The organism is Brevundimonas sp. TWP3-1-2b1 (assembly GCF_049896165.1).
GTDB lineage: Bacteria > Pseudomonadota > Alphaproteobacteria > Caulobacterales > Caulobacteraceae > Brevundimonas > Brevundimonas subvibrioides_B.
The window spans coordinates 133,781-145,494 of record NZ_JAFCTT010000009.1 but is presented as its reverse complement, the minus strand read 5'-3'; the positions used below and the strand labels follow the sequence as shown (position 1 = coordinate 145,494).

The window sequence follows — 11,714 nt, the reverse complement described above, 5'->3', positions numbered from 1 at the left end:
GCCGCCGGCTGGCCAAGGACTTCGAGGCCACCATCGCCTCGGCCACCGCCTGGGTCTTCGTCGCCCATATCCGCCTGCTCACCCGCAGACTGGCAAGAGCCTGATATCCATCAGAATCATTATGAGTCAGACTCTTAGGCCTCTGGCCCAGCTTCGACTGTCGGAAGGTGTTCCAGCACTCCATTTCAGACAGAGTTAGGGGCACCAGCAGCTTCACGAGGGCCAGATCGGCCTCAGATTGAGACTCATACCGTCCGGTCCAATCACCGCGAAACAGCCGGCCCAGCTCGCCTGTATCAGCCGCAGCGTGGGCAGCCGCGCTCCAGTCCACGCAATCGTCACCGACCAGTGCGACAGGAACGGCCGACGACTGCGGCATCTGAGCCAGCATGTTGGACAGTTCGGTCTGACGGGCGACGATTGGCCGATCTCGGTAGACGTCGCCTGTGCAGATTATGAAGCGATTTTGGCTGTACACCTCCACGGAATCCCGCCGCCGACCCGCACCAGTCTCCCCATAGACCCAAACATGCCAGCCGCGCCCGGATAGGGATCGCTCCGTATAGCTGTCTAAGGTTTCGATGATCGCGGCGTGACGCGCGATGACCTCAGGAGAAGCATCGTCTTTCACATCGAGATCGACGCAGGTCAGGCCGTCGTCAGCGGTGATAACATACCCGATGGCTCTGCCCGTTCGCCGGGCAGCAGCCGTGACCGCCTCAAAGTCCGTCCAAGTCTCTGGATCATTGACCTTGGCTGGACCGCCAGCGGCATCGAGCGGCTGTTTATTCGGTCCGCCGAGACACCACTGTGGTCTTCGCCGCATCTCCAGCGGCAGCCGCTCCCAGTCATCGGCGGCGGTGTACCCTTCGGCACCGGCGGCCTCCGGCTGTAGCGGCGGCTGTGCCGCCTGTGGGGGTGGTTGCAGGCTCGGGACGGCCTGTCCTACGCTGTGGTCGGTCATTGGTGTCTCTGTTCGAAAGGGGCCAAGCCGGTAGCCGCCGTCGCAAGCCTGAGAACAGCCGGGAAGGTCCCCCGGCTGTTTTGGTGACCGGGCGTACGGTTGGCGTGCCGCGTCCAGCGCGCGTCGCACAAGGTCCGCAGCATCAAGCGGATGCTCGGTCGGGCGCGCAGCTATGGGATTTGGTGTGGGTTCTGGCGGCCGCGCTGCAAGCGCTTGTGCTGGCGAACGACTGCTCGTCCAGCCACGCGACCACGTCTTCCTCGGCGTAGCGAACCGGTGCTTGTTTTCCGGCTCCCAGCTTGCGGAAGCGCGGACCCTTTCCGTGGAGACGCCAGATTTCCAGCGTGTTCCCTTTGACGCCGAGCATGTCGGCGGTCTGCTGATTGGTTAGAAGTTTCATGTTGCGACCCATCTGGTCGCCGGTTTCCCAGCGCCTGAGGTCCGCCGCGCCACCATGGGCGCTTCTCGAAAACCGGGCCGACTGCCAAAGCAGCGAGGAGCATCACGCACGGCCCGGTAAGGCGAAGTGCAGTAACTTTATGCGCCTCGGGGAAAGGTCCGCAATGCTTTATTTTGCTTCCCCAGCGAGCGCTGCTTCCGGCGTTGGTTCGTCAGGCTCTAGATTCTCGAAGAGGCGCTGAAAGCTCATCATCACGTATGTGCATGGAGCTTGTGCCATTGGGGCGGCGTACGTATTTCGCGGCTCTTTATGTTTCTCAAACTCGTACCGCCACTTGAGCGAGTTGAAGAAATCCTTGTCGAGGTACAGTTGGGCCCGGCCATGTTCGCCGGCTCGGATCGCCTTCCGCGCTTGCCTCTCCATGTCTTGCAGCTGGGCGAACGGCAATCCGAGGCTGTTCAATGAGAAGTGGTTGCCGCTCGCGGATAGGTGCTTCAGGTGGTCGTGAAATGGGTTCAGCCCCTGAGTGACCATTGCGTAGGTGTCCAGACCAAGAACATCGCGATAGGCCTGATCAATTAGCGGGAGGACGCGTAGAATCTGCTCCGGCTCGTAGGTGTAGTTGACGTCTGAGTCCCAGGTACCAACAGACCAGCCAGCTTTGACAATCACACTGTCCGCGAACGACACGAAGGCCAAAGTTGGGTTGGCAGCAGCGATGGCGTCGATCCTTGCCGTCAGGTCTGTCACCCGGTCGGGCGTAATTGTGCCAGCGGCAAGAGCAGCCTTCACTCCGTTGGCATCGACCATCGCGAAAGCTGAATGGGAGCGCATATGCAGAGCGGTCAGCCAGTCGCTTCTAACGAAAATGTGGGGCTTCTCGTCGATGTCCCAGCAGTGGACGCAAGTCACAAATGCATCGGCGGGAAGGTGAACTCGCATTTCATGAAAACGCGTGTTGATGTTCGGGTACCAAGATAGCTCGACACCAGAAGCCGAAGCTGCGTGCGCCGACGCGTAGCTGATGCGCCCGACATTCTCGAAGTCGCCACCGGCCAAACAGGACTTGAGGGCGACCGCATAGGCTTCCATCCAGACCTCATCCATGAGGAAGATGTCTCGGTCTAGAGGCACATCAGCGATGCCGAGGACTGCAATATCTGGATGGTCAAACATAGTACCAGCATACTGGCTTACTCGATGCCGCAAGCCACCAAACCCGCTGCAAACGATCCATCAAGCGGAATGGCCTCTCGTGAACCATCACCGTTGATCTGACCAACTGCTGACGCCCCCGCTCCCGGGAGGCCATATGACGCCGCGGCCTGTTTCTGCCGGAACAAGAGCGTCCGACCCTCGCGCATTTCTTGCAGCATCTCAGCCGCCTCGCTGCCGTCAGCGACAGTGCTGGATGCTGTGGCAGTCTCAATCATCTCCTGCTGCATGCGGGCAATGTCGGCGGGCGAGCGGCCCGGAGTGGCGAACGCAGACGCCATGTCCGTAACGCTGCGGCCGATCTCGCGGAACGGCTGGTCGTCTACACGCCAAAGCACCTGACCGACTGGAACACGGTATTGCCCGCCCGAACTCACACCGACCAAGAGGCCCCGTTCACTGTTCTGCTCTACGATTGGATAGAGCACCAACGACCGGGTAAAGTTGAAGCCTCCTACTTGATCCGGCGCGGCTACAACACAGCTAGAAATGCCCGTGATCGGGTCGCTGGATCGGATGACCTGCCAGCGCGTGGTAGAGCCGGGCGTTGTCGCGCAGCCACCAACAGCAGCGCTAAATAGGGCGAGAGCAGCAATCGCGCCCCTCTGAATCATCCGCATAACGTTTCCCCAACTCAAGTTCACCGAACCTTGGGTGTACGACAGGCCTCGCGCGGGGTCCAACTCATCGTTGTGCGTTTTTACGCCGCCATTGCGATCACGTTTTGCCCTACCGCTCTGGCGGCCGCAGCAGCAGCTTCATGCTCGACCCACTTACCAATCTTGTCGGCCTCGGGCTTCAACCATTGGAGGTTTGTCGTGTCGAAGTAGTGCTCCGCAGTCACGTCACGGGTGATGTGGTTTGTGAGCAGGTCTGTCCGAAACTTCTCGATGCGGCAGACGCGCAGAGCGATGTTCGTAAAGGTGCGTCTCAGGTCGTGCGGAGTGATCTTGCATCCAGCGACGCCGCTGAGCTTTGTCATGGTGTCACGAGGGCTGACGATGTGCCCCGCCGCTCCCCATGACGGGAACACGAACGGGTTCCCTTCAACCCGTTGTCGAGCCGCCAGTAGGGCCGACGCCTGAGTCGAGAGGGGCATTGTCACGGCATGCCCGTTTTTCGGATTCGGTAGGTGGAACGACGCCTCTTCCAAGTTGACCCGATCCCACGTCAGCTCCGACGCCTCACTGATCCGGAGGCCCGTCAGCATAAGAAATCGCACGAGGTCGATACTCGACGCTGTGTCGCGGTTGTGGGCGGCAGCAGCCCATTGCGAAAGGGCCAGCCAGCAAGCGCCGACCTTGGGATCGAGGATGCGGCTGGTGCGCGGCTTGAGGCGAACCTTGTCGTCCTTGAGGGCAGCGACAGGGTTGCGCGTGATCAGCGGCGACCCGTCGGCGCGGCGGTACTGGCGACCCGCGTAGTTGATCAGCGCACCCAGCACCGAGAAGCCTTGGTTGGCCTGCCCTGGTGCAGGTCCATTGCCGCGCAGGCCTTTGGTCAACATCTCGCGGTAGCGTTTGCGGCAGTCGTCCTCCGTGATCGCGATGATGGGCCGATCCTTCCAGGCTGCGAACGTCATCGTCACGTGGCGATTGATGGCGTGCTTGCTCGTCTCCTTCAGTTTTCCGGGGCGGGCGACATAGGCATCGCAGACGTCCTGAAGCGTGACCCTCATCGCTTCGTCAGCCTTCCGAGAGTCCCGTGGGTCAATACCCCGGCGCATGGACCGCAAGTGTTCGCGGGCGTCGTCACGCGCCTCATCGACGGTGAAAACGCCGTATGCCCCGATAGTGATGCGGATCGCCCCTTCACTGCCGTCCACCCTCCCCTGCACGATGAACGTGACCTTGCCTCGGGGCGTGACCCTAAGACCGAAGCCTTTCACCTCAGCGTCCCAGTGGAACTCATCCTTCGGGCCGGGACATATCCTATCGACGTAGCTTTTCGTGAGCTTGGCGCGGTTTGGGGCGGTGGTCATGGAGCGTCCTCATAAGCGTTTCATACGCCGTGCAAGCACAGCTACGAGAAGCTCCATAAAACTACGATCCGGCCTAATGCATTGATTTTCTGATAGTAATAAAGCTGCGACAGGCTGCTCAAAGCTGCGTAAAGCTCAGGACACGCAAACTTGAAAACCAGCGACGGTGAGAGCCGTCCGTGGGTTCGAATCCCACCGCTTCCGCCACGCCGCTGGCGGTCTCAGGCCGGCCGCCGAACGGGCTAGACCAGCCGGCTCTGCACCATGGCCGCCTCGATGAAGCTGGCGAACAGCGGATGCGGCTTGAACGGCCGGCTCTTCAGTTCGGGGTGATACTGGACGCCGATGAACCAGGGGTGGTCGGTGCGCTCGACCGTCTCGGGCAGGATGCCGTCGGGCGACAGGCCGGCGAAGATCAGGCCCTTGGCCTCGATGGCCTCGCGATAGTTGATGTTGACCTCGTAGCGGTGGCGGTGTCGCTCGCTGATCGAGGTCGTGCCGTAGATCTCCGCGATCCTCGATCCGGGGGCGAGGGTCGACTCATAGGCGCCCAGCCGCATGGTGCCGCCCAGGTCGCCGCCCTGGGTTCGCAGCACCCGCTGATTGCCCTGGGTCCATTCGGTCATCAGGCCGATGACGGGCTCCTCGGTCGGGCCGAACTCGGTCGAGGAGGCCTTGGGATGGCCGGCCTGGTTCCGGGCCGCCTCGATCACGGCCATCTGCATGCCGAAACAGATGCCGAAATAGGGAATGTTGCGCTCGCGGGCGAAGCGGGCCGCCTCGATCTTGCCCTCGGCCCCGCGCTCGCCGAAGCCGCCGGGCACCAGGACGGCATGCGCGCCCTGGAGCCGCTGTTCGCACAGTTCGCGGTCGCCCTCGAAGGTGTCCGCCTCGACCCAGTCGATGTTGACCTTGACCTGATTGGCGACGCCGCCGTGATGCAGGGCCTCGATCAGGGATTTGTAGGCGTCCTTCAGGACCGTGTACTTGCCGACCACGGCCACCGTGACCTCGCCGTCGGGCTGCAGACGCCGGCGCACGATCTCGTTCCAGCTCGACATGTCCGGCTCGGGCGCGTCCGTGATGCCGAAATGCGCCAGAACCTCGGCGTCCAGGCCTTCGCGGTGATAGTCGAGCGGCACCGCATAGATGTCCTCGGAATCCATCGCCTGGATGACGCCGGAGGGCCGCACGTTGCAGAACAGGCCGATCTTGCGCTTCTCTTCCTCGGGGATCGGGAATTCACAGCGGCACAGCAGGATGTCGGGCTGGATGCCGATCGAGCGCAGCTCCTTGACCGAGTGCTGGGTCGGCTTGGTCTTCATCTCGCCGGCGGTCTTGATGAAGGGCAGCAGGGTCAGGTGGACGAAGCAGGACTGGCCGCGCGGCAGGTCCTGGCCCAGTTGTCGGATCGCCTCGAAGAACGGCAGGCCCTCAATGTCGCCGACCGTGCCGCCGATCTCCACGAGGACGAAGTCGACGTCCTCGCCCTCGTCCGTGAAGGCCGGCGTCAGGCAGAAGGATTTGATCTGGTCGGTGACGTGCGGGATCACCTGCACGGTCGCGCCCAGATAATCCCCGCGCCGCTCCTTCTCCAGGATGGTCGAATAGATGCGGCCGGTCGTGACGTTGTCGGACCGCGCCGCCGAGACGCCGGTGAACCGCTCGTAGTGGCCGAGGTCGAGGTCGGTCTCGGCCCCGTCGTCGGTCACGAAGACCTCGCCGTGCTGATAGGGGCTCATCGTGCCCGGATCGACGTTCAGATAGGGGTCGAGCTTGCGCAGGCGGACCTTATAGCCGCGCGCCTGAAGCAATGCGCCAAGAGCCGCCGACGCCAGCCCCTTGCCCAGCGAGGAAACCACGCCGCCCGTGATGAATACATATCTAGCCACGGGGGATCACCTTAGCCCTGATTCGGGCGCCGAAGGACCGCTCCGCGATCCGTCTTGCTGAAAAGTCGCGGATCGGCATGCGATCCACCTGTTGAAAACAAAACTCCGCCCCGGCGCAGGGCCGGAGCGGAGGTGTTGGTGGCGGGAGAAGCGGCGGAGGTTGTCCCCGCCGTCACCTTATTGAGCCGGCGCGGGGGCCGGGGCGCTGCCGGCCGTCGGCAGGCTGGCTTCCAGATCGTCGAGGGACGGCGCGGCCGGGGCGGCGGGCGCCGTTTCGGCCGGAGCGGTCTGCTGTCCGGCGGCCGGAGCCGTGTCCAGTGCGATGGAACCGACGGCGTCGGCGTCGACGACCGAACGGCTGGCCCGTTCCATATTGCCGACGATGGTCAGGCTGATGGCGCAGATCACGAAGAGAGCGCCCAGCCACCAGGTCGTGGTGGTCAGGAGGTTGCCCGCGCCACGCGCGGTCATGAAGCCCGAAGGCCCGCCGCCCATGCCCAGGGCGCCGCCTTCGGAGCGCTGCAGCAGGATCACCCCGGACAGGGCGATCGAGATGATGATCATGGCGACGAGGAGAATGGTCTGGAGCATGGCGGCTTACATGTGTGGCGGACGACCGCCGATCAAGCGGCGGCGTCTATCATCCTTGTCCGTCGGCGGCAACGACGGCCGGTTCGGCCGCTCGAATGATCGCGAGGAAATCGGCCGCCTTCAGCGAGGCGCCGCCGACCAGGGCGCCGCCGACCTCGTCCACCGCCAGGATGTCGCGGGCGTTCCCCGGATTGACCGAGCCGCCATAGAGAATCGGCGCGGCTCGCCCGCCATCGCCCAGCCGTTCGACCATCGCGGCCCGCGCAGCGGCGTGAATTTCAGCGATCTGTTCCAGCGTCGGCGTCAGACCGGTGCCGATGGCCCAGACCGGTTCATAGGCCAGGGCCCAGTCCTGACCGGCCAGATCGTCATTGAGCGAGCCGAGAATCTGGCCGTGCACGACCGACGCCGCCTCACCGGCCTCCCGCTGCGCCAGGGTCTCGCCGACGCAGATGATCGGCGTCAGCCCGGCCCGCAGGGCGGCGCCGACCTTGTCGGAGACCAGGGCGTCGCTCTCGCCGAACTCCTGACGACGCTCGGAGTGGCCGAGGATCACCAGTGTCGCCCCGGCGTCGGCCAGCATCTCGGCCGACACGCCGCCCGTGAAGGCGCCCTTCGCCTCGACCCTGCAATCCTGGCCGCCGACTTCGATGTGGCTGGTGCGAACATCGCGAGCCAGCCGATCGATCAGGGTGGCCGGGGGACAGATGCCGACGCGGCATTGCTGCGGCTCGAGGTGGACGTCATGCAGCAGGTCAGCAACCGTCGTCGCCAGATCGGCGCCGAGGCCGTTCATCTTCCAATTGCCGACGATCATCTTCACGGATTGTTTCATGCGCCCCTGTCTAGGCGCCGTCTCGCCTGCTGCCAAGTCTCGGGCGCGTCGAGCGCTTGCGGGGTGACGGCCCCCTCCCCTATACGGCCCGTTGGCGCTCTTCGCCGTCCGACCGTCAGGCCCTCTCGATGATTTCCGTGTTCCGCGACTTCGCCAAGTCCAAATGGGCCATCGCCCTGTTCGCCCTGCTGATCATCAGCTTCGCCGTCGTCGGCGGATCGCAGACCGACGTGTTCAGGGGCCTGGGCGCCCAGCATGTCATTTCCGCCGGCGAACGCTCTGTGGACGCTGCGCAGTTCCGGGCTGACTTCGAGCGGATCCGCACCAATGCCTCCGAACAGGAAGGACGCCCCCTGACGCTTGAGGACCTGGTCACAGCCAACGTCCACGTCCGCTATCTGGAAGGCCAGACCCAGCGCCTCGGCTTCCTGGAATGGGCGCGCCGGGTCGGCATCCGCCCGGACGAGTCGCTGATCATCAAGCGCATCCGCGAGATCCCCGCCTTCTTCAATCAGGTCACCGGCCAGTTCGATCAGGCCCAGTACGAACAGACCCTGGCGCAGCAGAACTACACGCCCGTCCAGCTGGAGGAAGAGTTCCGCGACACCGCCGTGACCGAACATTTCGGCAGCGCCGTCCAGGCCGGCATCCGTTCGCCCCGCATCTTCGGCGCCCTGATAGCCGGTCGCGCGCTGGAACTGCGTGACGGCCGCTGGTTCAACGTGACCCAGGCCATGGCCGGGACCGCCGGCGCCCCCACCGACGCCCAGCTGACGGCCTTCATGAGCGAGAACGCCGCCCAGCTGCGTCGCCCCGAATTCCGCATCGCCTCGGTCGTCCTGTTCAACGATGCCGCCGGCGCCGCCGCTCCTGCCCTTCCCGAGGCCCGCATCGTCGAGCGGTTCAACTTCCGCAAGGACGGGCTGTCGACCCCGGAACGCCGCACCTTCACCACCCTGACCGCGCCCGACCGCGCCGCCGCCGACCGGATTGCGGCCGCCCTGCGCGCCGGCCAGTCGCCGACGGCCGTGGCCGAGGCCAACCGCATCCAGCCCGCCGAATACGCCGCCCAGCCGCAGAGCGCCGTGCCGGACCCCGCCGTCGGAACCGCCGTCTTCGGCCTGACGACCGGTCAGGTCTCGGCCCCGATCCAGGGACGCGTCGGATTTACCGTAGCGAAGCTGGTCTCCATCGCCCCCGGCGCTCCCGCGACGCTGGAAGGCGTCCGCGAGGCGATCGTCACCGAACTGCAGCAAGAGGACGCCAAGGCCCGCATCTTCAGCCGCGTGGAGGCCTATGAGAAGGCTCGCACCGACGGCAAGCCGCTGGCTGACGCCGTGCGCGAAGTCGGCGCTCGCATCGTGCAACTGCCGCCCTTCACCCAGGACGGTCGCCTGCCTGACGGTCAGCCGATGAACGCCCCGCCGCAGATCACCCAGAACGCCTACACCCTGACCGAAGGCGCAGAGTCGGACGTGATCGACGCCGGCCAGGGACAGTATTTCGTCCTGCGGCTCGACGACATCCAGCCCGCCGCCCTGCCGGCGCTCGCCGACGTGCGCGAACCGCTGGCCCAGCAGTGGATCATGCGCGAGAACGCCCGTCGCCTGACCAGCAAGGCCGAGGAACTGGCCGCCCGCGTGCGCGGCGGCGAGGACATCGCGGCCGTCGCGACTGCGGCCGGCGCCACCCTGACTACCCGCGCCGGCGTTCAGCAGAATGCGGCATCGCAGGCCTCACTCGGCGACGGCGTGCTGGGCGGCCTGTTCGGACAGGGTCGCGGCCAGGTCTTCACCGGCCCGGCTTCGGAGACCGCCTTCGTCGTCGGCCGCGTGGATGCGGTTCGCGCACCTACGGCCGCCCTCGCCGCGCCGATCGCCGACCAGATCCGTCCCCGCCTGGCCCAGGAGCTGATCAACGGCGCCGGCGAGGCTCTGGTCGCCGCCGCCGCCCGCGCCGCCAAGGCCGAGAACGATCCCGCCCGCGCCATCGAGGCCCTGGGCGTGACGCCTCCGGCCGCCGGCGCAACCCCCGCCGCCCCCGCTCAATGAGGCAAGGCGGCGCGGACCCCGACCGTGCGGACATTCTTGCGGGACTGACGCAGGGCCGACCCCAGGTCGTCGTGCGCCGGATCGTCGATGATCTGGAGACCCCGGTCTCGGCCTATCTGAAGGTAGGCTGGGGCCGTCCGCACGCCTTCCTGCTGGAATCGGTCGAGGGCGGTGCCTTGAACGGCCGCTATTCGATCATCACCCTGGAGCCCGACGTGGTCTGGCGCTGCCGCGACGGCGTCGCCTCGATCGCACGTGGTCCCGATGTCGCCGCCAAACGCTATTCGACCCAGGACGGCGGCGCGCTCGACAGCCTGCGGGCCCTGATTGCCGAGACCCGGTTCGCCCTGCCCGACGGCCTGCCGCCCATGGCCGCCGGTCTGTTCGGCGTCTTCGGCTACGACATGGTCCGCCTGCTGGAGCCGCTCGGCGCGCCCAATCCCGATCCGCTCGACCTGCCCGACGCCGTGCTGACCCGGCCGTCGGTCGTGGCCGTGTTCGATTCGGTGAAGCACGAGATCGTCGTCATGGCCCCGATCTGGCCCGGCGCGTCGGACCCCGCCGCCGCGGTCGATGCGGCCGAAGCCCGGCTGAACGATTTCGAGGTTCGCCTGCACCGTCCCCTGGTCGCCCGGGGCGCCGCCGAGCCCGCCGCAACCCTCGCCTTCAAGTCCCCGGTCGATGCCGCCGCCTATGGCGATCTGGTCGCGGCGGCCAAGGGCTATATCGTTGCCGGCGACATCTTCCAGGTGGTCCTCAGCCACCGGTTCCGCGCGCCGTGGTGGGGCGATCCGTTCGCCTTCTACCGCTCGCTGCGCCGCCAGAACCCGTCACCCTATCTGTATTTCCTCAACTTCGACGACTTCCAGCTGGCCGGTTCCAGCCCGGAGATCCTGGTCCGCCTGAAGGACGGCGGCATCACCATCCGTCCGCTGGCCGGCACCCGCCCGCGCGGCGCGACGCCGGAGGCCGACAAGGCGCTGGAGGCCGAACTGCTGGCCGATCCCAAGGAGCGCGCCGAGCACCTGATGCTGCTGGACCTGGGTCGCAACGACGTGGGCCGCGTCGCCGCGCCGGGCACGGTCAAGGTGACCGAGAGCTTCGTGGTCGAACGCTACAGCCAGGTCATGCACATCGTCTCCAACGTCGAGGGCCGGGCCCACCCCGACATCGACGCGGTCGACGCCCTCCTTGCGGCCCTGCCCGCCGGCACCCTGTCCGGCGCGCCCAAGGTCCGGGCCATGGAGATCATTGACGAGCTGGAGACCGAGAAGCGCGGCGTCGGCTATGGCGGCGGCGTGGGCTATATCTCGGCGGGCGGAGAGGCGGACATCTGCATCGTCCTGCGCACCGCCATGTTCACCGACGGCCAGGTCTTCGTTCAGGCCGGGGCCGGCGTCGTCAATGACAGTGATCCCGCCGCCGAATACGCCGAGACCGAGGCCAAGGCCCGCGCCCCCATGCGCGCCGCCGAAGACGCCTGGCGCTTCGAACTGGGCGCGCCGTTGAACACGCCAGGCGAAATCTAGAAGGTCTGGCTCGCCGAGCGTGGCCCATCCTCGATCGCGACGCCCGGCCCCAGGACCATCACCCCGGCCAGCAGCACGGCCGCACAGGCGGCCAGACTGGCGGCGGCCAGGGTCCCCATCACGCCATTGCGCGCCTCGGGCTCGCTCAGCGCCACGCGGGCGGCGTCAATCTGGACCTGGGTCTCGCGCATGGAATCGAAGGCTCCGATGGAAGACCCGATTTCAGGCCGTGATCGTTAACGATCCGTTGCGCACG

At 65.8% G+C, this 11,714-nt stretch carries 11 protein-coding genes and 1 pseudogene; 4 read left to right on the top strand and 8 right to left on the bottom strand.

The annotated features are described in order from the left end of the window. Window positions 1-104: pseudogene (locus tag ACP7AB_RS10780) on the top strand (IS5/IS1182 family transposase); the annotation flags it as partial. Window positions 105-592: 488 nt separating this feature from the next. After that, window positions 593-895, top strand: coding sequence for a hypothetical protein (locus tag ACP7AB_RS10775; protein ID WP_426046141.1), 303 nt, complete (start codon window positions 593-595; stop codon window positions 893-895). 211 nt (window positions 896-1,106) lie between these two features. On the opposite strand, the gene ACP7AB_RS10770 is transcribed toward ACP7AB_RS10775, so the two are convergent. The 7 genes from ACP7AB_RS10770 to tpiA form a co-directional block, all read right to left on the bottom strand. Further along, a complete protein-coding gene (locus ACP7AB_RS10770; RefSeq protein WP_425990777.1) occupies window positions 1,107-1,364 on the bottom strand; it encodes a helix-turn-helix transcriptional regulator in 258 nt (85 codons plus the stop codon). A gap of 168 nt (window positions 1,365-1,532) precedes the next feature. After that, window positions 1,533-2,540 (bottom strand): hypothetical protein, encoded by a 1,008-nt coding sequence (locus tag ACP7AB_RS10765; protein WP_425990779.1) that lies wholly within the window; start codon window positions 2,538-2,540, stop codon window positions 1,533-1,535. A gap of 17 nt (window positions 2,541-2,557) precedes the next feature. Then, on the bottom strand, window positions 2,558-3,199 hold the full coding sequence (locus tag ACP7AB_RS10760; protein WP_425990781.1) for a hypothetical protein: 642 nt from the start codon (window positions 3,197-3,199) through the stop codon (window positions 2,558-2,560). Window positions 3,200-3,279: 80 nt separating this feature from the next. Next, entirely contained in the window at window positions 3,280-4,560 is a 1,281-nt protein-coding gene (locus ACP7AB_RS10755) for a tyrosine-type recombinase/integrase (protein ID WP_425990783.1), read from the bottom strand. A 242-nt stretch (window positions 4,561-4,802) separates the two neighbouring features. Next, on the bottom strand, window positions 4,803-6,452 hold the full coding sequence (locus tag ACP7AB_RS10750) for a CTP synthase (protein ID WP_425990785.1): 1,650 nt from the start codon (window positions 6,450-6,452) through the stop codon (window positions 4,803-4,805). A 177-nt stretch (window positions 6,453-6,629) separates the two neighbouring features. Beyond that, a complete protein-coding gene (gene secG, locus ACP7AB_RS10745) occupies window positions 6,630-7,043 on the bottom strand; it encodes a preprotein translocase subunit SecG (RefSeq protein WP_425990787.1) in 414 nt (137 codons plus the stop codon). Window positions 7,044-7,092: 49 nt separating this feature from the next. Beyond that, window positions 7,093-7,914 carry a triose-phosphate isomerase gene (tpiA, locus tag ACP7AB_RS10740; RefSeq protein WP_425990789.1) on the bottom strand — a complete coding sequence of 274 codons (822 nt, stop codon included), beginning with the start codon at window positions 7,912-7,914 and terminating at the stop codon, window positions 7,093-7,095. A gap of 92 nt (window positions 7,915-8,006) precedes the next feature. Between tpiA and ACP7AB_RS10735 the strand changes: the two genes are divergently transcribed. Together ACP7AB_RS10735 and trpE are read left to right on the top strand one after the other, a co-directional pair. Next, the gene (locus ACP7AB_RS10735) at window positions 8,007-9,929 is read left to right on the top strand and encodes a peptidyl-prolyl cis-trans isomerase (protein ID WP_425990791.1); all 1,923 of its coding nucleotides are present in this window, start codon (window positions 8,007-8,009) and stop codon (window positions 9,927-9,929) included. Further along, on the top strand, window positions 9,926-11,458 hold the full coding sequence (gene trpE / locus ACP7AB_RS10730; RefSeq protein ID WP_425990793.1) for an anthranilate synthase component I: 1,533 nt from the start codon (window positions 9,926-9,928) through the stop codon (window positions 11,456-11,458). The genes ACP7AB_RS10735 and trpE overlap by 4 nt, the downstream gene beginning before the upstream one ends. Here the strand turns inward: trpE and ACP7AB_RS10725 are convergent. Beyond that, entirely contained in the window at window positions 11,455-11,649 is a 195-nt protein-coding gene (locus ACP7AB_RS10725) for a peptidoglycan-binding protein (protein ID WP_425990795.1), read from the bottom strand. The two genes, trpE and ACP7AB_RS10725, sit on opposite strands and share 4 nt — an antisense overlap. Between the last annotated feature and the right edge of the window lie 65 nt (window positions 11,650-11,714).